This window comes from Dyadobacter ginsengisoli DSM 21015 (assembly GCF_059568735.1).
Genome location: NZ_JCANTY010000003.1, coordinates 699,125 through 721,286, shown reverse-complemented (window position 1 = coordinate 721,286; position 22,162 = coordinate 699,125). Strand labels below are relative to the sequence as shown.

Sequence of the window (22,162 nt, the reverse complement as noted above, 5' to 3'; positions counted from 1 at the left end):
CGATCCGATTTTGATTTCGGGTACGTACCCGTAAATATACACACATATTTTAATTTACAAGTAATCCGCGTTATTGTTTACAAAAAATTTCGATTTGAAAAAGAATCTGATTATTAAATGCTGCTTTTTGGTGTCAGAGCAACATTTGATACAAATCAGTTCTGATAAAACGCCTGGTTTTCCTTCGTCACAATGTCAATCGGCATGAAATGCGTCTTTTCTACCGGCGCGCCGAGGACGAGCGTCTGGTAAAGTGCCATCAACCCTCGATAACCTTGCTCTTCGGGTTTGTGGCAGATCAGGAAATCGATGACCTCCTTGTTTAGGTAGGCGATATTTTCTTTTAAGTAATCATAACCAATCAGCGAAATGTCGGTGCGCCTACTTTTTTCGAGGAATGCGGCGACGGAGAATACGCGGGAGTTGGTGACGAAAATTGCTTCAATATCATCGTGTTCGTGTAGTGCGCGGGTAAGGTCGCGGGTGACGGAAAGGGTGTCGGTGTCTTTGATATCGATCCGGACGATCTCGATCGGCAGGTTATGGTCTTTAAAATAGGAACGAAAGCCTTCTTCGATTTGCAGGTAATTGTAGCTATCGGTCTCTTTGGAAATGTTCACTACGGCCACTTTGTGCTTCTCTTTCAATCGGTAGGTCGACAGCTTGGCACCTACATAACCGCTCTGAAACAAATGCGGGCCGATGTAGCAAAGGTTATCTTCATCCGGCAGATCGGAATCTATGAAAACGAAGGGTATTTTTTTCTCCCGGCAGGTACGGATGAACTTCCGGGACTCTTCTATAAAGGAAGGCGCGAGCAGCACACCTTTAAAATTACCATCGAGAATGGCGGCAGCCTGCCCGTTGAATGAGGCCGGATCGTTGAGGTCGAAATAGAAAGTCGTGACCTGTACGCCATATTTTTTGATCTCCGAATCGGCGCGGGTAATGCCTTTCATAGGGGCTTCCCAGAAATCCGTTTCCTCCGAAACACGCGGGAGCAGCACGGCCAGCGAGATGATTTTCTTCGAAGCAAGCCGACTGGCGAGGATATTAGGCTGGTAATCCAGCTCCTTGATAATGTCGTTGATCTTCTTCTTGGTCTTTTCCGAAACGCCCGACCGGTTATGTAACACGCGGTCGACGGTTGCAATGGAGACGTTAGCACGACGGGCGATTTCTTTCACCCCGTAATAGATATTTTCTTTTTCCATCCGGAAAAGGGCGGTTTGGTATCAGTAGCTAAATCCTGCAAGCGGACGTGCCTGCGTTGTAAAACCACGAATAAAAGGGTTTTAGATTTTATTTAACGGTTTTCGCTCAAATTTTTGGCAAATACAATCGCGTATCCAATATTTGTATATATAATCTATTAATTAAATATAGTAAAAGAATCGCTTATGGCGCTGAACTACATGGCATTGGCCGTTCCATTGTTCCTTTTGCTGATCGGGATCGAATATTGGGTTTCGAGGCGTCTTGGGCGGCAGTTGTTCAATTTCAGCAGCTCCATTGCTAATATGAATGTCGGTGTCGCAGAGCGGCTTATCGACATGTTTACGGCCGGTTCGTTCTTCTTTTTTTACGATTATCTGCAAAAAAACTACGGGCTGTTTGAGATCCGGCCGGGCCTGCTGGTCTGGATCGCGCTCATCCTCGCGACCGATTTCGTCTGGTACTCGTATCACCGGATGGGCCACAAGATCAATCTCTTCTGGGGTTTCCATGTCGTGCACCATACCAGCGAGGAGTTCAATTATACAGCCGGGACGCGCATTACGGTCTTTCAGGCGGTGGTCAGGACTGCCTTCTGGTCGGTGCTGCCGCTGATCGGCTTCCCCGCTCCGATGATCACGACCATGCTCATAGTCCACGGGCTCTATCCGTTCTTTACACACACGCAGGTGATCGGCAAGCTGGGTTTTCTCGAATACATCCTCGTAACGCCCTCGCACCACCGGGTTCACCACGCGAGCAACGAGGCGTACCTCGACAAGAATTTCGGCGATATGTTCATCATCTGGGACAAGCTATTCGGAACCTTCGCTGAGGAAAAAGAGGAACCGGTTTACGGCCTCACCAAGCAGCTCGACAGTTACAGTTTCCTCTGGCAGCATTTCCATTTCCTCGTAGAAATATGGTATTCCGCACAACAGAAAAAAGGTATTCTGGCCAAGCTGAGGGTTATTTTCGGGAGCCCGTCCGATTTCGATCCGGCCGTCCGGCGCATTGTGGAGAAACGTTTTTTATCCAAAAACAAAGTGCGGGTACGATCGCAAAAGTTCCGCAGGTACGTGCTTGTGCAGTTCACCATTACCGTAATCACGCTCTTCTTTCTGCTGCTATTCGAACACCAGGAAGAAACCTTCCTGCAAATCATGGTCGCGCTGGTCATTTTTGTGACGCTGATCAACTGCGGGGCCATTATGGAACAGCGCCGCTGGGTTTTTTACCTGGAATTTGCCCGCGGGGCATTGATCTTCATCACGGCTTATCACTATTTCCCGCATCCTACATTGCTATTTCTGATTTGGGCGGCGCTCATAGGAGGTGTGTTGTATTTCTCGACATTACAGAGGCAATATCTTCAAACGATCTACGGCAGGCAGGGATAATCTTTTGTTGGATTTTTTGTATGAATAATATAAGTAAATATTAATATTTGACATATTTGTTAAGAATAAGTTAACTCAGATTGCTTGTTGAGAATTCTGTATTTTACTTTGCCTATTTATTTAATAGGATTTATAGTGTATTTCTAGCCCATTGACAACCACAACCCGAATTACCCCATGAACCTTTCCCAAACATTCCCTTTTTGCTGTTGTCGCCGCTAGCCGGCACTATTTCCCGACGTGTTCTCCTTTTAAGGATTTCAGTCACGATCCGGCGATCCGCGACCCGCCGATCCGGCGATCCATTGTTCTAACATTCTTGCGGTCGCTGGTCGGTTGTCAAGAATGGCTTAACGCAGCTGTATGCACTGATTACCAGAACCCAGCCCCATTTTTACTAATACTATGTTCCAAAATCTATCCAAAAACTCTCTCGTGAGCAGAGGTCGGCTACTTGTGGCATTCCTGCTCTTTGGCCTCAGCGCCTACGCCCAGACCATCGCGGTGAAGGGCACCGTCACGTCCGCTGCCGATAATGGCTCCTTGCCGGGCGTCAACATTCTTGTTAAAAACACGCTTACCGGTACCACCACCGATGTGGACGGGAAATTCGAAATCAATGCACCGTCCGACGGTACCCTTGTTTTCTCCGGAATCGGGTACGTTACCCAGGAAGTGGCCGTGAAGGGCCGCACGACGATCGACATCAGACTCGCTGCCGATACGAAGCAGTTGGAGGAAGTCGTGGTGGTCGGTTATGGTACGCAGAAGCGCAATGCGATGACCAACTCCGTGTCGCAGATCAGTGGGGAAGCGATTACCAAACGGCCTGTATCGAATATTCAGCAGTCAATGCAAGGGCTTATGCCGGGTGTAACCGTGCTCGACCAGGGCGGCTCGCCGGGTAAATCGAATACCAATATCCGGGTTCGGGGTATTACCACATTCAATATCAATGGCAGCAGCACGAGCGGATATGATCTGGGTAAAAACGATGCATTGGTCATCGTCGACGGGATCGAGCAGCGTTTGAGCGACATTAACCCGGACGATATTGAATCCATCTCCGTTTTGAAAGATGCCTCTTCCACGGCCATTTACGGTTCACGTGCGACGAACGGGGTCGTGCTCGTCACCACCAAACGTGCGAAAGGCGGCAAGGTACAAGTCGATTACCACGGTTATTACGCCATTCAAAAATCCAATAATGTGCCCAAAATGATGGGTATAGAGGCTTACATGCGCGAGCAGGTGGCTGCGTACACGAATGCGGGCCTGGCTGTGCCGGCGCGCTTCACGGAGGAGTCCATACAAGCGTACGTGAATGCGACCGACCGGGAGAAATACCCGATGCCGAACACCTGGTTCGAGACCATGCTTCGCTCGGCGCCCCAGCAGAACCATACCATTTCGGTGGCCGGCGGCACGGATGTGATCCGGACGAGGCTGAGTGCCCGTTTTCAGGATCAGAAAGGTGTCATTGACGGTTATTCCAATAAAATAGGCGAATTCCGCCTCAACACGGACTATACTGTTTCCAAACGTTTGCGCGTGAGCGGCGATATCAATTACCGCTATGCCCGTGCATTGAACCCGACGGTCAACAACACCGGCAACAACCCCCAGCCACTGAATAACTTCTTCCACGGTACGTTGTGGGCGGTTCCCAAATACCCGGACGGTACTTACGGTTTGAGTACGCAGGGTAATAATCCATTGATGTTTAATGAGATCGGCGGGCAATCGCGACAGGTGACCGATTACCTGGCAGGATACGTAAAAGCCGATTTCGACATTGCAGAAGGCCTTACCTTCTCGACCCAGATCGCAGGCCGCGGAACATTTACCAATCAGAAAAATTATACCAACGCCTACACGAACACCGATAAGAATACGAACATCACCAAAACCGTCGCGATCAACTCGCTGACCGAGGTTCGCAACACGTTGCGCGAATACACGCTCAACAACTTGCTGACTTACGAAAAAAGCTTCGGTGATCACGGTTTGAAAGCATTGGTAGGCTATTCGCAGATCGGGAATACGCAAACTTTCCTTTCTGCTTACCGGGAGCGGTTCTATAATAATGATATTGGTTCGATTGGTCAGGGTGCAAATGACGGCACGAAGAGCAACAGCGGAAATGACGCAGAATATGGCTTGCGATCCTTCTTTGGTCGGGTAAATTATGATTATAAAGAAAAATACCTTTTCGAAGCCAATGCCCGTTACGACGGTTCTTCCAAGTTCACCGGTTCGAAGCAATACAGCGTGTTCCCTTCTTTCTCGGCGGGATGGCGTATTTCAAAAGAAAACTTCTGGCAGGGGCTTGAAAAGGCTGTGAATGATCTGAAAGTCCGCGGTTCGTGGGGTATCACCGGAAACCAGTCGGTGGATCTGTACAGCTATTATTCTGCATTGACTTCCCTGGGTTACAGCTTCGGCGGCGTGCCGGTGCAGGGTTACCGCCCTACGACTTTGGCGAACACGGGCCTCGGCTGGGAATCGACCACGCAGCTTGACCTCGGTCTCGACGCGGCATTCCTCAACAAGCGCCTGACCCTGACCGCCGATTACTACCGCAAATTAACCGACGACATTCTCCTGAACCTCGACATTCCGGCCACGATCGGTTTGAAAGCCCCGCCGCAGAATGCAGGTTCGGTGGAAAACAAAGGATGGGAGTTCAGCCTGAATTACCGCGGCGCAGCCAGCTCGTCGGGTTTCCGGTACAGCCTGGGAGGTAATTTGAGTATTAATGAAAATAAAGTCGTGGATTTGAAAGGCACCGGGCCGTACATTACCGGTTCTGACATTGACCCTCGCTACATTATTGCCAAAGGGCTGCCGATCAACACGCTGTGGGGGTACCAGACCGACGGATTGTTCCAAACCCAGCAGGAAATCAGTGAATACAAAGCGACTTATATTGCCAATACCAAGCCGGGCGATGTGAAATATGTGGACCGCAATGGTGACGGCAAGATCAACGCCGACGATATGACCGCAATCGGTAACTCGTTCCCGAAATATACATTCGGACTGAACGGCGACTTTTCATACAAAGGTTTTGACCTGAGCATTCTGTTCCAGGGAGCAGCGAAAGTGGATGCGCGTCTGGCCGGAGCATTGGCCGAAATGGGTAACCAGGAAGGTTTTACCCACGAGATTTATACCAACGATTACTGGACGCCCGAGAATACCGGTGCCCGTTTCCCACGCCCGGTGAAGTTTGACCTGCGCAATGTCGCTACTTCGGACCGGCTCGTGATCGACGGCTCTTACCTGCGCCTGAAAAACGTGCAGCTGGCCTACAACATTCCTTCCGAAATCGTGAACAAGCTGCATGTGAGCCGCATTCGGGTTTATACCTCGGCGACCAACCTGCTTACATTCTCGAAGCTGAATGACTGGAACCTCGACCCCGAAGTTCCGTCAGGCCGTGCCGTGTATTTCCCGCAGACGGCCTTGTACACATTTGGTTTGAACCTCTCATTATGACCCATTTATGAAAACAAATACATTCAAACATACCATTTACGCAGGGATCGCTGTTTTGACGCTCAGTCTGGCTTCCTGCGACTCGGGCCTGCTCGAAACTGTGCCTAACGACCGCCTTTCGGAAGATTTGTTCTGGAAAACGGAGAATGATGCCAAACTGGCCGTCAACTCACTTTACACGGATCTTGACAGTACGACGGCCGTTACCTGGGACGGCATTACCGATCTGGCGCATACTAACCAGAGCTTCAACGTGGCCGCCTACATTGAGGCAGGGAGCTACGACGCCACGAGCTCTGTGATTTATGATGAATGGAAACGTGCTTACCGCGGCATCCGGGGCGTGAATTATTTCCTGGAAAACGTCGATAAGGTGCCTAGCACCAACACCGCATTGCTTAATCAGCTGAAAGGCGAAGCGAAAGCATTGCGGGCCTATCATTATCTGAAACTGGCCGGATTATTCGGTCCGGTGCCGTTGGTAACGTCGTCGATCAGCATCGATGAAGGCCGCGCGCTGACGAACACGCCGGTGGAGGAAATCTGGAATTTTGTGGAAAAAGAGCTGACCGAAGCTGCGGCGTTGCTGCCGGCTACTTATGGTGCTGCGGACAAAGGACGCTTTACCAAAGGTGCCGCTTTGGGCCTGCTCGCCCGTGCAGACCTGTATGCGGGCCGTTACCAGAAATCCGCCGACGCAGCCGATCAGGTGATCAAGCTGGGGGTGTATGGTTTGTATGATTCCTATGAAAAACTGTTCAGCTATGCGGCGGAGAACAATAAGGAGGTTTTGATGGACAAACAGTATTTGAAAGATGTGTCTCAAAACAATGTCTTCAACTTGCTCGCACCTTACAGCCAGAAGAATGCGCAGAGTACTTATGTTCCTACAAAAACATTGGTAGATACTTACGAAACGCTGGCTGGTAAGAAAATCACCGATCCTTCGAGTGGTTACGATCCTGCGAAACCTTACGCGAACCGTGATTCGCGTCTGAAATTTTCCGTTTTCCTCGAAGGCGATGCATTGCCCAGCGGCATTACCTTCCAGCCGCGCCCGACGAGCGGAACTGCCGATGCGATCGGGAGTACTTACATTGCTTCTACCACGGGTTTTAACATTAAAAAGTATATCAATACCGAAGATTTTGCGAACCCGACCAACAGCGGGATCAACATCATCCTGCTCCGTTACGCGGAAGTATTGCTGACTTATGCCGAGGCGAAAATCGAGCTGGGGCAAATTGACGCGAGCGTGCTGGCTGCCATTAATCAGGTACGGAACGGGCGTTCGGACGTGAAACAGCCTTCGGTAGCAACAGGCACACAGGCTGCATTGCGCGAGATCGTGCGCCGCGAGCGGACTGTGGAACTGGCATTTGAAGGGCAGCGGATATTCGATATCCGTCGCTGGAAAATCGGGGAGCAGGTGATGAACGGGCCGGTATTCGGCATTACTTACCCGGAGGCCGACGGTAAACTGATTACAGTGCAGGCTGCCTCGTCCGACCGTGTGTTTGATGCGAGCCGTCATTATTTGTGGCCCATCCCGCAAAAGGAACGGGATTTGAATCCTAATCTGAAACAAAATCCGAATTGGTAATTACTTTTGGAATAGCGCGATGGCGCCGGCGGAACGCTGGCGCCATCGCGACGCTATCATTTACCTTAACCAACTTTTAGATATGTTTCGAGTACTTTCTGTGTTGCTGGTATCGATGGGCATTTGCCTGTTGATGGCCTTCCAATCCGAAAAACCGGCGGCAAAAACACCCAACATCGTCCTGTTCTTCATCGACGACCTTGGTTATGGCGACTTATCCGTCAACGGCGCATTGGGCTACAAGACCCCCAATCTGGACAAAATGGCGGCGGAAGGCACGCGTTTTACCAATTTCATGGCGGCCCAGGCCGTGTGCAGCGCATCGCGTGCCGCATTGCTTACAGGTTGTTATCCCAACCGTTTGGGTATTTCAGGGGCATTTGGGCCAAATGCGGGTGTTGGGTTGAATCCTAAGGAAGAAACGATTGCGGAACTTGTGAAAGCACAAGGCTACGCGACCGGTATTTTCGGGAAATGGCATTTGGGCAGCGACGAAGCATTTTTGCCGTTGCAACAGGGCTTCGATGAATATTACGGCGTGCCTTACTCGCACGACATGTGGCCGCTGCATCCATGGCAGGAGCGCGCCAAATACCCGCCATTGCACTGGATCGACGGCAACAAGCAGGTGAAAGAGATCAAGAACCTCGAAGATGCCAGCGAACTGACGCCGGTGATTACTGAAAAGGCTATTTCATTTATCAAAAGAAATAAAAACAAGCCATTCTTCCTGTACGTACCGCACCCGCTGCCGCACGTGCCTTTGGCCGCATCCGCGAAATTCCGCGGCAAAAGTCAGCGTGGTATTTTCGGTGATGTGATGATGGAACTCGACTGGTCGGTAGGGGAGATCATGAAAGAGCTGAAAGCACAGGGACTGGACAACAATACCCTCGTCATTTTTACGAGCGATAATGGCCCCTGGCTCAACTACGGCGACCATGCAGGATCAGCCGGCGGTTTCAGGGAAGGTAAAGGAACCTCATTCGAAGGTGGCCAGCGCGAGCCATGCATTATCCGCTGGCCGGGCGTAGTACCCGCAGGACGCGTGTCGAACAAGCTGCTCTCCAACCTCGACGTGCTGCCCACGATTGCCAAACTAACGGGTGCCAAACTGCCCAAAGAAAAGATCGACGGCCTCGATTTCACCGCATTGCTCAAAGGCGACGAAAGCCAGACCCCACGCGAAAGTTTCCTGTACTACTATCGCAAAAACAACCTGGAAGCCGTCCGTAAAGGTAATTGGAAACTCATATTCGCACATCCGGGCCGCACCTATGAAGGCTCGTTGCCCGGCAAAAACGGTCAACCTGGCCCGGCGCCGGAAGACCATCAGTTTCCCAAAGCATTATACAACCTCGCCCGCGACCCAAGCGAGCGCTACGACGTGCTGGAACAAAACCCGGAAATCGTAGCCGAACTCGAAAAAATTGCCGATGCGGCACGGGAAGATATGGGGGATGATTTGCAGCAGAAGACAGGGAAAAACGTTCGGGAGATCGGGCGGGCCGTTAAAAAATAGCGGATAGTATTTTCAGCAGTAATGGAAGTATTGCTGCTGAAAATATTTGTAACCCTCGGGGTGACACGCTATCATTAAGCTATGGAAAATGAAATGAAACCTGTGCATCCCGGTGCCGTTTTGCGGGAGGACATTTTGAAGGAAATGAATATCTCCGTCACGCGGGCGGCCAGGGAGCTGAATGTTAGTCGTAAGCAGCTCTCGGAAGTTGTCAATGAAGTAGCTGCGATATCGGCGGAAATGGCGGTGAGGCTGGAAAGCGGCTTTGGGGTAAGTGCAGAATTCTGGCTGGACATGCAGAAAAAGTATGATATCTGGCGCGTCAGGAAGAGCGGGCGGGTCCAGGGCATTCACCCAATTACACCCGCGGCCGGTGCCCGATAAATATTTTTTAACGAATTCATTTTGGACTTGTTTGTTTAATCGTTTTATCTTTACTTTGTCTATCAAATAAGTAGATTATATCGGTCTTCCGATTCGCAATATTCAGAACGTATCTGCTTTCCGATACCCTAAAAGACAGTCCTGGCGCGACTTGCCGGAATTTTCGGTGGTTGTCAATTCATGCCGGTCGTCCGGGCTGTCGTAGGGTATCGGGAACAAAGATACACTGCATTTCGCTTTTTGTCTTCCACACTCCCGGTTTTTGTAAATCTGCCCTTAAAACGGTCTTAGCAGGCACTTTCTCCCAATTTTAAAGGCACCGGCCTCGTTAGATTCAAGTAATCCGAGGGTTGCATTGTCTTTCTGAAGTATATTAACCTACTCCACAAAAATGAAAAAGTATTTGTTTCTGGTTACCCTCCTAAGCGCTTCGTTCCTGTCCCACCGTTCCCAAGCCCAGGCGCCCAAGCCTGCCCGTCCGAACATCGTTTTTATCCTGGCCGATGATCTGGGTTATGGCGACGTCGGTTTCAATGGGCAAAAATTAATCAAGACGCCTAACATCGACCGGCTTGCCCGGGAAGGGATGATATTCAACCAGTTTTATGCAGGCACTTCGGTATGCGCGCCTTCCAGATCGTCGCTACTTACCGGGCAGCATACCGGGCATACGTACATTCGTGGCAACAAAGGTGTTGAGCCGGAAGGCCAGCAGCCCATTGCCGATTCGGTGGTGACGATCGCCGAAGTATTGAAGAAGGCGGGCTATGTGACGGGGGCATTTGGTAAATGGGGCCTCGGGCCGGTCGGATCCGAAGGAGAGCCCGGAAAGCAGGGATTTGATAAATTTTATGGTTATAACTGCCAGAGCCTGGCACACCGCTATTATCCGGACCACCTATGGGATAATAATCAAAAAGTAGTGCTGGAAGGCAACCGGAATTTAATTCACAATAAGGAATATGCGCCCGATCTGATCCAGAAAAAGGCATTAAGCTTCGTAGACGCGCAAGATGGCAAGCAGCCTTTCTTTTTGTTTTTACCCTACATTTTGCCTCATGCCGAACTGATCGTTCCTGGTGACAGCCTGTTCAGGTATTACAAAGGCAAATTTGAAGAAAAGCCATATAAGGGAGCCGATTATGGCCCCCATGCCACGGGCGGTGGTTATACGTCTCAGGAGTTCCCGCATGCGACATTTGCTGCGATGGTGGCAAGGCTGGATTTATATGTAGGACAGGTTATGGAGAAATTAAAAGAAAAAGGGCTTGACAAAAACACATTGGTGATATTTACGAGCGACAATGGTCCTCATATCGAAGGTGGTGCCGACCCGCAATTTTTCAACAGCAGCGCAGGTTTCCGTGGTGTCAAAAGGGATTTATATGAAGGAGGGATCCGTGAACCGTTCGCGGCGAGGTGGCCGGGGGGGATCAAACCCGGATCCAAGAGCGATTTTATCGGTGCTTTCTGGGATATCCTGCCCACATTTGCCGAGTTGGCCACGGCGCAGGCCCCGGCGCACATCGACGGTATCTCGTTCACCGACGCATTACGCGGCCGGCCGTCTCAAAAGAAACATGATTACCTGTATTGGGAATTTCACGAGCAGGGCGGCAGGCAGGCTGTAAGGCAGGGGAACTGGAAGGCCGTCCGACTGAAAGCAGCGGGAAACCCCGATGCATTGGTTGAACTTTATGACCTGTCCAGGGACCCGCAAGAAAAGACTAATCTGACTCCCCAGTTTCCGGAAAAAGCCAAAGAACTCGGCCAGATCATGAATCGGGCACACGTATCATCAGCAATTTTTCCGTTTGGAAGTCTGGCAACAAACTGATTGACGAACGAGTCCGGCAGCCACTTACCGGCCTGCCGGATTCATCTTAAAAAGTGCTAACAGTTCAAATCAATCCTAATCCGGCGGCCAGCTTGATCAGTGAGGCGGTATTGGAGACTTCGAATTTCATTAAAAGATTTTGGCGGTGGCTGTTGACAGTCGTGACGCTGATAAACAACTGCTCGGCGATTTGCGGGTTGGTCATTCCCTCCGCAATGAGTACCAGCACTTCTTTCTCGCGCCTGGTTAGGAAGGGGACCGATTTAGGTGCTACCGTGGGCGTTACCTGATCAAACTGCACATTCATAAAATAGCCTCCGGCCTGAACCTGCTGAATGGCTTCCAGGATATCTTCCTTCCCCGAACTCTTGATCAGGTAGCCCGACGCTCCGTTCTGGATCATGCGGGAAACATAAGCACGCTCGTTGAATGTGCTTAATGCGAGGGTTTTTACTTCCGGGAACTGTTCCTTCACCTTTTTGCAGAGATCGATACCGCTGATGTCTGGCAAATTAATGTCCAGGAAAGCAATATCTACCTTGTTGGCTTTGAGAAATGCAATGGCGTCGATCGCATTCGTGGCGGTACCCACGACCTGTACTCCTTCACTATCCGCAAGCAACGATTTCAGCCCTTCCAGTACCAGCGGGTGGTCGTCTACGATCAGAATTTTGACACTCATAAAGTTCTTTTTTATAGGTTAAGCCGCTCGGCGGCGTAATAAGTCAGAGTACGATTTCAACGAGGACCGAGGTGCCTTCGCCTGGCTTGGACTGGATATCCAGTGTTCCGTTCAGGTAATCCACCCTCGCCTGTACATTACGGAGTCCTGCGCCTTTGCTTTGTTCCAGGTTTTTAATGTCAAAACCCTTTCCGTTGTCTTCCACGGTAACACTCACATTGTTTTCCACCCAGGTCAGCTGTACCTGCGCTTCCGAAGCGTCTGCATATTTGAGCACGTTGTTCAGAAGCTCCTGAACAACCCGGTAAAGTACGACTTCTACCTGAGAGTCGAGGCGCTTCTCGTCGAAGCCGAATGCCTGCATTGTCACTTTCAATTTGCCCGATTCGCTGATCCCCTCGCAAAAATCGCTCAGTGCGTCGATCAGACCAAACCGTACAAGTGTTTCCGGCATCATGCTATGGGCTACACGGCGCATTTCGCTGATGGCACCGTCGAGTTGGGTCAGGGCCCTGGTAAACGTCCTGGCGCTTTCCTCGGGCAGAATTACGTTTCCTTTCACGGAATTTAGAGTTAATTTGATACCAGATAATAATCCGCCCAGTCCATCGTGCAGGTCACGGGCTACGCGGGTGCGTTCTTCTTCTTGTCCTTTCAAAATGGAATTGGTCGCTACCAGCTGCTTTTCCTGCTGGAGCTGCAATACTTCCTGCTCGGCGACACGTTTGCGAAACGCAATGTTCCGGTAGGCCAGAATGGCAATGGCCATTAGTCCGACCAGGCCGGCGATCAGGCTGTATATTAATGTATTACGGGTTTGTTTTTCTTTTTCAAGCGTCACGATCTGCTTTTCCTTTTGGGCCGTGAGATATTTGGTATCCAGTTCCTGTAACTGCTTCTGAACATCGATCCCCTGAATGGAGTCGTTCAGAATGACGTATTTCATCAGATAATCGTAGGCGCCCTTATAGTTGTTCTGCCGGGTCAGATCGGTTGCATAATCCTCGTAAAGTTCCACCAGGTGGTCGGTCATGTCATTGGATTCGGCGATAGTGAGTGCCTCTTTGGTGTATTGGGCCGACAAATCGTACTTTTTACTGTCCTCAGCCAGGAACATCAATGCGCGGAGACAGTCGAGTTCCAGAAATACGCTGCCCGACTTTCGGGCGAGCACCAATCCTTTCTGTCCGTACCCCCAGGCTTCGTCGAAGTTCTTCAAAAGCCGGTTTGTACGACACAGCCCGGCATAAGCCTGTGTAATGAAAATATCTGAATGTATTTTTTCCGCCACTACCAGCCCTTCCTGGAAATGCGCCAGGCTCTCCTCGTATCGTTTGAGGTTGAAATAGCAACCTCCGATATTCGTCAGAATGTCGGCCAATGTTAGGCTATCATTCATCGGACGGGTTAGTTGCAGTGCTTTTTGTTTATAAATCAGTGATTTGTTGAACAGTTTGGCTTGTTCGAATGCGCTGCCGATACTAATGTAAAGCCTCGGCAGGAACTCTTTCATACCCAATCTGTCGAACTCGCTGGCCGATAGCTGGAAGTACTTGATGGCTTCGGTAAAGTTGCCCATGTAAGTGTAGCTGGCGGCGATGTTGTTCAGGCTTTTACCAATGTTGACCCTGTGGTTGAGCTTTTTGGCGATTTCCAGGCTTTCCCGGTTGAGTTTCAGGCCTTCTTCAAATTTGCCCTGCAAATTCAGAATGTAGGTGTAGTTGGACCGGAACTTGAATTTGCCGATCTGGTAGTCCAGCTTTTCGCTCAGTGCGTCGGCCTTGAGATAATACTTGGCGGCACTGTCGAGGTTCTGGTTTTCCAGGTATTGTCCGTATTCAATGTAAGCCAGCACGCGGTTGGTGTCCTGTTTGCTTTTGCGGATACGTTCCAGGATTGCATGGACATCGGTGCTCTGGGCGAATAACTGGGTATGTAAAAAGAATAGAAAAATGGTTCTGAATAATAACTTCATCGGATCCGGAGAGTAGAATGGGCTGGAAAATTACGGTGGCAAAGCTCTGAAATAAAACCTTTTAATAATATCCTATGAAAGTACGATTTTTGAAAAATCATGCTTTTACAGGATTGCCCCCGGCTTCTTCACCAGGCTACCTTTGTTGTGTCGAAAGGCAAATTATCACATCCGGTTTTAAAACATTTAAATCAAAAACAGCCATGAAAAAGATCAATGCTTTGAAAAACATTTTCGTTATGATGATCCTCGCAACCTTTATGTTCGCTTGCGAAGATAAGGACAAGGACCCTTCCCCGGAATTGAGCGCACAGGTGGAAGGCAGCTATAAGGTTACCAAGCTGACAGTCGATGGGGAAGAGCGCTCTCTGGAAGACGCGGTGATCATCGTTCAACTGAATAAGTTCGCGTCGGAAACCGTCACAGGCAAGATGAAAGTAAAGATTGACGGTGATTCGGAACCGGATGAAAACCTGGGAACGCTGAACCTCAAAAATGCAGGAAGCACCGGCATCGACATTTACGAAGGCGCGGAGAAGGTAGGGAATGTCAAATCGGGCAAGATGAGCATTTTTGTCGTGTACGAAGGAGAAGATCTTGAAATAATAGCCGAAAAACAATAACTGTGCCTTTTTTACAATGACCAGCCATGAAAAATAAAATAGTACCCATCCTGCTATACGTCGTTTGTATTTGCTTCCTGAATTTCACTTTTTCTGATGAGTTCGAGGAGTATGGCATTTCAAAAAATGACATCCAAAACCGGGTTTGGAACAGTTTGCAAAGCCAGACAGCAGGCGTTCCTTATTTCAGTAGTTCAGTAAAAACGGCTTGCCGGGCGATTTCGGCAGACGGCCAGGCGGCGGCGATAAAGAAAACCGGTGCATTTGCAAAGAGTTACTTCAATTCGGACGATTTTAAAAAGCGTTACAACGACTGGCTTACGAAAAGTTTTAGCAAGACTGACGAGACCGTGAGCGAGAAAAGGAAGGAAGAGATCCGCGCCAATCGTCTGAAAGGAGTACAGGGATTGAATGCAAAAGACATGGAACCGGTCGTGGATATGCAGATCCAGTCGGGCGAGACATTCGCGGGTATGGAAAGTATGCTGACCAGCCTTCCGGCCGAGCAGCGGGGTGAACTGAAAAAGCAGATCGAAGAAGGAAAACGCAATGCCGCATTCTTCAAAAAGATCAAGCCGCTTCTGAAAACGGATATGGAGGAGTTTAAGAAACAGTATGCAACCTATCTCGCCAATGACGAGATCCGCCAGTCGGAAGAGACCGTAGCCCGGCACAATAAGGAGAATGCAGCTGAATACGAAAAATGGAAAGATCCTAAAGAGGTTTTGATTGCACGCCTCACGGAATTTTTGAACCAGAGCAAGGGCGTAGACTTCGCGGCGCAGACGAAGGAATCGAATGGGAGAAAGAAGTTTGTGAATGCAGGGTATGAGGGTAAAAGCGATGTCTGGAAGTTTTGCTTCCGCATGGGCGCAACGCCCACGAATGCAGCACGCGCTTTCGCGCAGCAATGGTTGACCGAGTTGAAATAAATTGGTTTATATACAAATCGACAGGAAGGGGTCAATGGCTCCTTTTTGTCTGTTTCCGTGGCCGGCAGCGTGTTCCTGTCGCCACGTTTTTTTATTTTTAAGAAAATTGCCGCGGCGTATTGCTTTTTTAAAAACATTAAACTTACTTTGTCTATCAAATAACTATACTATTAAGCAAAGCTTCTGAACCACCCTGAGCTGAGTATTAATCCAAGGCATTCTGATATGAGAGCGGTTAATTTACTTTGTAGGGTCCCGTCGGTAGACAGGGGCAGGGTAGCGGACATTTCTTCGCTTTGTGTCTCCCGTTTTCATCCCGAAAGCTGTTGTTAAACGGCTAAGTTCCTCAGTCTTTTTCGGAAATATCCCGCCAGGCAGTCATGGCTGATCGTCTGAAATTTTCGGTGGTTGGCGATTTCAGGTGCCGGCCGTCCTGCCCCGGGGTATTTCCGGACTATAAAATCTCACTGCGTTTATAGCTAACCGGTTTATAAATTCCTGTTCCATATGATCACATTTTCGGACGTTGTATTGCTGGTTCGTAAGATTGCCGTCGGCATATTGCTTACGCTGATCCCATTTGTCCTGATCGCCGGCGGCATCTGGCTCGCGTGGCAGCTATTCCGGTAACGGTCTCTTTTTCACCTTCAAAACCTTTTATACATGAAACTGGACAATGCATTGGCCCGGAAAATCTCCCGAGACGGCCTGCTCAGCGTTCTGCTGTATCTTACGCCCATTGTGTTGATGTTCGCAAGCTTTCAGGTTTTCGGCTACCGCCCCTGGGAAGGCAGTAACGAATTTCCATTCAAGGCACCGGGTTTCATCGAAGCCGTTTTCAAAAACCTCAGCAGTTGGGGATTACCCGTTATCGTATTGGTATTAGGGGTGATCGAGTTCGCGGTGGGTTTGTATGAAAACAAATGGACCAAAAACGAACGGACGCTGGATATCGTTTGCTTCGTGGTGCCCAAGCTGGTAGTGAAACCTTTCGTAGCCTATTTCGGACTGAAATTACTGCCAGCCATTCTGCCCCACGCCAAAGACGGCTTCAATTGGGTGCCGTTCTGGTGGGCGTTCCTGATCATCGCCGTGGCCGACGACCTGACGCAGTACTGGTACCACCGCCTACATCATCAGGTGCCCTGGTTGTGGCGCTTCCACCGCACGCACCACTCGGCACCTTACATGGGCATGGCCATGGCCGGACGGCAGAATATCATTTACACACTTTTCTTTTCGCAGACTTACCTGACCGTCGCATTGACTTATCTGGGATTAGGCTATGCCGCATTGTTTGTGAAAGTCATCAAATCCCTGATCACGACCGGGGCGCATTCGAGTATTCCCTGGGACAAGCCCCTGTATGAGATCAAATGGCTTAACCCGGTCGGTTGGGTATTGGAAAGGCTCATTTCGACACCTGCCACGCACTATGCACACCATGCGGATACCAGCGATGATGGGGTAGGTCACTACAAGGGCAACTTCGGAAACATGTTCTTTATCTGGGATATTATCTTCGGTACAGGCATTATCACCCGCAGGTATCCCACCTCTTTTGGTATCAAACACTATAAAGAGGAAGAATGGTACGCGCAGTTTTTGTGGCCGATCTTTAAATCGAAGAAAGAGGGCAGTGAATTGGCGCACAATGGCCCGGTGGTAGGAGATGCCGTGCCGGAGGAGGAGCCCATTACCCTGAAACCGGATAATGCTACGACCATTGCAGTCGCTTAAAATTCAATAGATCGGGATGGCCATTGATTCAATCGATGGTCATCTTTTTTATTTTCCATCTGATAGTCAACCACCGTATGCGAATTGTAATTTCCTGGGGCGCTGTGCTCCTGTTTCTATTTATATCAATCTCTTTATCAGCCCAAAAGAGGAAAGTGTCTCCGACTCCGGCCCCAAAACCGAACATTGTGCTCATCATGGCCGATGACCTCGGCTTCTCGGATATCGGCAGCTATGGGTCGGAAATTGAAACACCAAATCTCGACAAGCTGGCCGCGGACGGGATCAGGTTCCGGCAGTTTTATAATAATGCCATTTGCGCGCCTACACGCGCGAGCCTGCTGAGCGGGCAGTACCAGCACACAGCCGGAATGGGTTATTTCAATATTGATTTTGGCATCCCTGCCTACCAGGGATATCTCAGCAAACAAACGGTATCGCTGGCAGAAGTCCTGAAAACGGCGGGTTACAGCACGCTGATGTCAGGCAAATGGCACGTGGGAGACGATAGCACACGCTGGCCGAGGCAGCGCGGTTTCGACCGCTTTTATGGAAACATCGGTGGTGCCAGCGATTACTATGTCGTGAAGCAGCAGCCGAAAAACCGCCGGGCGTTCTTTGTGAAAGATGACACGAAGTTCCGGCCGGAAGATGACGCGGATTTTTACTATACCAACGAAATAACCAGGAACGCCACCGCTTTCCTGAAAGAACAGAGTGCTGAAAACAAGCCGTTTTTCCTGTACCTGGCCTACACATCTCCGCATTGGCCGTTGCAGGCACTGCCGGTCGATATCAAAAAGTACGAAGGGAAATATGATATCGGCTGGGATTCGCTCCGGACGCTTCGCTTTAAAAAACAGCGGGAGCTGAACATAGCAAGTGCTGACCAGCAAATCAGCATCAAAAACAGGGATTTGCCTGCCTGGAAAAACCTGACATATGAAGAGCAGAAACTCTGGGCCAAACGAATGGAGGTTTACGCGGCGCAGGTCGACAATCTCGATCAGAACATTGGCAGGGTAGTACAACAACTCAAAGATCTTGGAAAACTCGATAATACGCTGATCATCTTCATTTCGGACAATGGCGCAGCGGGAGAGGATGTGACCAGCGGAGTGATTAACCAGCCGGTCCGGAATTGGGGTCCGCTGGGGACGGCCGGTTCGTACGATTCCTATCGCCGGAACTGGGCTTATGCTTCGAACACACCGTTGCAATCGTTTAAAGGATTTCAATACGAGGGAGGTATCAGCAGTCCGTTCATCGCCAGTTTTCCCGGTAAAATTGCGCCTGGCACATTGGTAGACGGCACGGCCCATTTGATTGATATTGCGCCCACATTGTATGACATTGCAGGTGCCCGGTATCCTGCGCAGTATAGCGGTAACGCCATTCATCCGCTGGCGGGGGAAAGTCTCTTGCCGGTTTTGTCAGGTAAGGAATGGGTTAGGAGTAAACCTATCTTCTGGGAGCGCGCGGGAAATAAGGCGGTCAGAAAGGGCAAATGGAAACTGATTTCCGTTCGCTCGGACCGCTGGGAACTTTATGATATCGAGGCAGACCGCGGGGAGACGAATAATGTGATCGCGCAGCATCCTGACGTCGCCGCTGAATTGGAAGATCTGTATGCTCAATGGGCCAAAAGCGTGGGCGTGGAAGATTGGGCGAAGATCAATCAAGGAAAGGGTTTCGAGTCGAAGTTCAATCCCTGATCAATAGACCTGGCTGATACCGACTGGCTTCCCCGAGTGCTTTTGCAGGGGCACGGTGGGAACATAGCCCGTTTTGCCGCCGGCCGTTTTTACCCGGTAACCTCTGGCCATTTCACCCACTACGCGCACCACGGTATTGGCCGAAAGCGTAGCGATTTTCTGATCCGGGTCGAATCGGGGAGAGGCATAGAGATTCGCTTTCTTTTTAATGATTACGGTGTCGCCGAGCCATCGTGAATGTTCAGGTATGCCCGGTAATTTTTCTGCTCTGTCATCAATAAACGGTAGCGGGTTCACAGCGCCGGAACCTCTTGAATAAATTCCAAAATGCAAATGAGGTGAAGTGGTGCTCGCATTACCTGTATTGCCAATCAAACCGAGCGTATCACCCATCATTACGTGTTGTCCCGTGCTGACCAACTGGCTGTCGAGGTGCGCGTAATAAAATGAGTAAGGACTGTCAGTTGCTGAAAGAAAAATCACTTTCCCGCCGAGGCTGTTGGTGCCTACCTGCGTGATGAAGCCGCTTCTGGCAGCGATGGCCGGGGTGCCTCGTTTAGCTCGGATGTCAATGCCTTCATGCAAACGGGTGCCTGCATCCCGGTCAGCGCCCCAGAAACTGATCACGCCCGACATACTTTGTCCGGCGACCGGAAAAGCCAGGGTAGGTTGGGTTGATATGGCAATGGAAACGGCTGCAACTTCGCTAAGCCCGGTCTGCACTTTCAACAGCAGCGTATCCCGGTGAACGTTGGCATAGGTGATGGAAGATGCATTGTCTTTTAAATACTCCAGACGCTGCGGTTTTCCATTGCGCTTTATTTTGAAGAGTTCCATAAAGAGTCTCGAAGTGCTGTCCCCATTCGCACGATTAGGAGAGATGACCAGCCTGCGGCCTTCGGGAACGGTCAGTCGGAAGGCTTGTGCGGGTATCGAATCACCGAGGAAAAGCCGTTCCTGATGTGGCGCGGCAGCTGCTATTGAATCGGAAAGCACGGCAGTACTCATTCGTAGCCAGGTTTGTCCGGCGGAGGTCTTTTCCATTTTTGCTTTGTACAGCGCTCTTTCATAATGCTCCTGCGGCGTAGCCGGAAACCAATGCGAGACAGGCACCGGCTTACACGCGGCCAGGGCAATCAGGAGAAACGCCGTTGCTGTGATCTGTTGCAGGGTCTTCATGTGTGCGTGGTTTGAAGATCTCTGCGTAATAAAGTTATGCCACAGCGCCGGCCTATTCTTTGATAAAGTATACAAAGAGCCGGGGAGCGTTATTCTGCAACCCGGCGATAAATGGTTTCGGTCGCCTTGTCTTCCTGGCCCTGGGGAGAAATGTTGTAGGCTGTAATGACCAATGTATCCGGGTCGGTCAGTTTGACGACAGTGCGCCAGTTCCACGGTTCAGGGAACTCGGGCATGCTGTAACTGCCTAAGACGGAAAAGCCATTGCCGACGTGACTCCCACCGGACAGCATGATACCGGTTCCCATGTGAAAGCTGTCTATCCAGGCGCATTGGAAATTATTGTTGGGAATATCGAAACCCATCATCGCAACGCCTTCGAAAGGTTTGCCACTCAGGCTACCCTGGTATTCGTGTAGTAGAAACCGACCTCCGAGAATCGGCCTGATCGTGCCCTTCATATCGGATTCATCGGCAAGGACATCAGGCTCGAACCAGGTTTTGGTTTTTCCCTCCCAGGTCCCGGTCAGCGACTGCAGTTCATGATGGATACCCGATTCCATAGATACTTCAAATTTGCTCTGGCTCATAATCGTTTTTTTAATGTCCGTGAATCAAGACGAATGCATTTGTGAAAAGTCGTGGTCTGCTATTGCGGAGCATTCGCGGCAATAGCTGTATTGGTAATATACGGTTGTAATTTTAAACAAAAATAAGAATCCGGTAACTAGAAAAGTACGGGCTAAAATCCTAAATGTGAGGGGTATTTGGGACAAAAATATCTATATTGGTGGCCGCTTTGTCCAAATGACAAAGGTTTAACCATCAACAACATGATACAATTAGGTCTCTTAATTAGCAACCGGCACCGTTTATTGAGCGTCGCGGCGATTCTGGATGTATTCGAATCGGTGAACAGCTTTTACGAACGGGCCGATCAGCCCCATTTTTTCAAGATTACGCTTTTTTCCCCTGACCCTGAGCCCGGGCAGTTTTATGGTGCCTATCAGATGCAATCGATCAATGAATTTGTCAAACAGGATCTGATACTCATTCCTGCATTTGGCTCCGGCGATTTGCAGCTTTCCATTATGAGTAACCAGAAATGCATTCCCTGGCTTTGGGAACAGTATAAAAACGGAGCCGAACTGGCGAGCTTTTGCACAGGAGCGTTTCTTCTGGCCGCGGCAGGGCTTTTGAATGGACGACACGCTACCACCCATATCGATGCGGCGGAGGCACTGGCATCTAATTTCCCCGATGTGATCATGAATAGTAATGCAGTGGTAACGGAGGATAAGGGAATTTATACCAGCGGCGGGGCCACCAGCAGTTTTCATCTGATGCTCTATCTGATCCAGGGCTTTTGCGGCAAAGACCTCACATTAAGAACCGCCAAGATGTTTGCGATCGACATGGATCGGGAGCAGCAGACCTATTTCGGAACATTTGCACCACCGCAAAACCACGGCGACGGCCTGGTGAATATGGCTCAGAAGAAAATCGAAAAAGAATATCAGGAAGGCAGTACCATTGAAGTATTGATCCAGGACATCCCGGCCAGCAGGCGGAATGTGGTGAGGCGCTTTAAACAGGCCATAGGCGTAACGCCGATCGAGTACCTGCAGAGGACGCGCATCGAGGCGGCTAAGAAAATGCTTGCACAAACGGATCAGAGCGTGCTGGAAGTCATGCTCAACTCGGGCTACAACGACCTGAAATCCTTCAGGCAGCTTTTTAAGAAAAGTACGGGTGTAACTCCCAAAGAATATCGCGACAAGTTTAATATGGGCCGGCTGGAAAGCGGGGGACGACTCGACCGGCGCATGTCGGGAGCCTCTTACCTGGATTAAT

General features: G+C 50.0%; 17 protein-coding genes. 12 read left to right on the top strand and 5 right to left on the bottom strand.

Features of this window, described 5'->3' with window-relative positions; translation table 11 throughout:
- Window positions 1–155: 155 nt before the first annotated feature.
- On the bottom strand, window positions 156–1,214 hold the full coding sequence (locus BP71_RS13655) for a LacI family DNA-binding transcriptional regulator (RefSeq protein ID WP_496380043.1): 1,059 nt from the start codon (window positions 1,212–1,214) through the stop codon (window positions 156–158).
- A gap of 186 nt (window positions 1,215–1,400) precedes the next feature.
- Between BP71_RS13655 and BP71_RS13650 the strand changes: the two genes are divergently transcribed.
- From BP71_RS13650 to BP71_RS13625, 6 genes are all read left to right on the top strand, one after another.
- Window positions 1,401–2,615, top strand: a complete 1,215-nt coding sequence (locus BP71_RS13650) for a sterol desaturase family protein (RefSeq protein WP_496380041.1) — start codon at window positions 1,401–1,403, stop codon at window positions 2,613–2,615.
- A gap of 405 nt (window positions 2,616–3,020) precedes the next feature.
- Window positions 3,021–6,116 (top strand): SusC/RagA family TonB-linked outer membrane protein, encoded by a 3,096-nt coding sequence (locus tag BP71_RS13645; protein ID WP_496380039.1) that lies wholly within the window; start codon window positions 3,021–3,023, stop codon window positions 6,114–6,116.
- A gap of 7 nt (window positions 6,117–6,123) precedes the next feature.
- Entirely contained in the window at window positions 6,124–7,719 is a 1,596-nt protein-coding gene (locus BP71_RS13640; RefSeq protein WP_496380037.1) for a RagB/SusD family nutrient uptake outer membrane protein, read from the top strand.
- Between the two features lie 82 nt (window positions 7,720–7,801).
- Window positions 7,802–9,241 (top strand): sulfatase family protein, encoded by a 1,440-nt coding sequence (locus BP71_RS13635; RefSeq protein ID WP_496380035.1) that lies wholly within the window; start codon window positions 7,802–7,804, stop codon window positions 9,239–9,241.
- An 81-nt stretch (window positions 9,242–9,322) separates the two neighbouring features.
- Complete coding sequence (locus BP71_RS13630; protein WP_496380033.1) at window positions 9,323–9,625, top strand: HigA family addiction module antitoxin; 303 nt, start codon at window positions 9,323–9,325, stop codon at window positions 9,623–9,625.
- A 391-nt stretch (window positions 9,626–10,016) separates the two neighbouring features.
- Window positions 10,017–11,462: an arylsulfatase gene (locus tag BP71_RS13625; RefSeq protein WP_496380031.1), complete on the top strand. Its 1,446-nt coding sequence runs from the start codon at window positions 10,017–10,019 to the stop codon at window positions 11,460–11,462.
- Between the two features lie 64 nt (window positions 11,463–11,526).
- Here the strand turns inward: BP71_RS13625 and BP71_RS13620 are convergent, their stop codons facing one another.
- Window positions 11,527–12,144, bottom strand: coding sequence for a response regulator (locus BP71_RS13620; protein WP_496380029.1), 618 nt, complete (start codon window positions 12,142–12,144; stop codon window positions 11,527–11,529).
- Window positions 12,145–12,187: 43 nt separating this feature from the next.
- The gene (locus tag BP71_RS13615) at window positions 12,188–14,119 is read right to left on the bottom strand and encodes a tetratricopeptide repeat-containing sensor histidine kinase (protein ID WP_496380027.1); all 1,932 of its coding nucleotides are present in this window, start codon (window positions 14,117–14,119) and stop codon (window positions 12,188–12,190) included.
- A 203-nt stretch (window positions 14,120–14,322) separates the two neighbouring features.
- Between BP71_RS13615 and BP71_RS13610 the strand changes: the two genes are divergently transcribed.
- The 5 genes from BP71_RS13610 to BP71_RS13590 all read left to right on the top strand — a co-directional run bounded on the left by BP71_RS13610 (window position 14,323) and on the right by BP71_RS13590 (window position 19,129).
- A complete protein-coding gene (locus BP71_RS13610) occupies window positions 14,323–14,742 on the top strand; it encodes a hypothetical protein (RefSeq protein WP_496380025.1) in 420 nt (139 codons plus the stop codon).
- Window positions 14,743–14,768: 26 nt separating this feature from the next.
- Window positions 14,769–15,674 (top strand): hypothetical protein, encoded by a 906-nt coding sequence (locus BP71_RS13605; protein ID WP_496380023.1) that lies wholly within the window; start codon window positions 14,769–14,771, stop codon window positions 15,672–15,674.
- Window positions 15,675–16,181: 507 nt separating this feature from the next.
- Window positions 16,182–16,304, top strand: a complete 123-nt coding sequence (locus BP71_RS13600) for a hypothetical protein (protein ID WP_496380021.1) — start codon at window positions 16,182–16,184, stop codon at window positions 16,302–16,304.
- 33 nt (window positions 16,305–16,337) lie between these two features.
- Window positions 16,338–17,414 carry a sterol desaturase family protein gene (locus tag BP71_RS13595; RefSeq protein WP_496380020.1) on the top strand — a complete coding sequence of 359 codons (1,077 nt, stop codon included), beginning with the start codon at window positions 16,338–16,340 and terminating at the stop codon, window positions 17,412–17,414.
- A gap of 35 nt (window positions 17,415–17,449) precedes the next feature.
- Window positions 17,450–19,129 (top strand): arylsulfatase, encoded by a 1,680-nt coding sequence (locus BP71_RS13590; protein ID WP_496380018.1) that lies wholly within the window; start codon window positions 17,450–17,452, stop codon window positions 19,127–19,129.
- On the opposite strand, the gene BP71_RS13585 is transcribed toward BP71_RS13590, so the two are convergent.
- Window positions 19,130–20,308: a peptidoglycan DD-metalloendopeptidase family protein gene (locus BP71_RS13585; RefSeq protein WP_496380016.1), complete on the bottom strand. Its 1,179-nt coding sequence runs from the start codon at window positions 20,306–20,308 to the stop codon at window positions 19,130–19,132.
- Window positions 20,309–20,397: 89 nt separating this feature from the next.
- On the bottom strand, window positions 20,398–20,898 hold the full coding sequence (locus tag BP71_RS13580; protein ID WP_496380014.1) for a DUF1579 domain-containing protein: 501 nt from the start codon (window positions 20,896–20,898) through the stop codon (window positions 20,398–20,400).
- A 243-nt stretch (window positions 20,899–21,141) separates the two neighbouring features.
- Between BP71_RS13580 and BP71_RS13575 the strand changes: the two genes are divergently transcribed.
- On the top strand, window positions 21,142–22,161 hold the full coding sequence (locus BP71_RS13575) for a GlxA family transcriptional regulator (RefSeq protein ID WP_496380012.1): 1,020 nt from the start codon (window positions 21,142–21,144) through the stop codon (window positions 22,159–22,161).
- Window position 22,162: the final 1 nt, after the last annotated feature.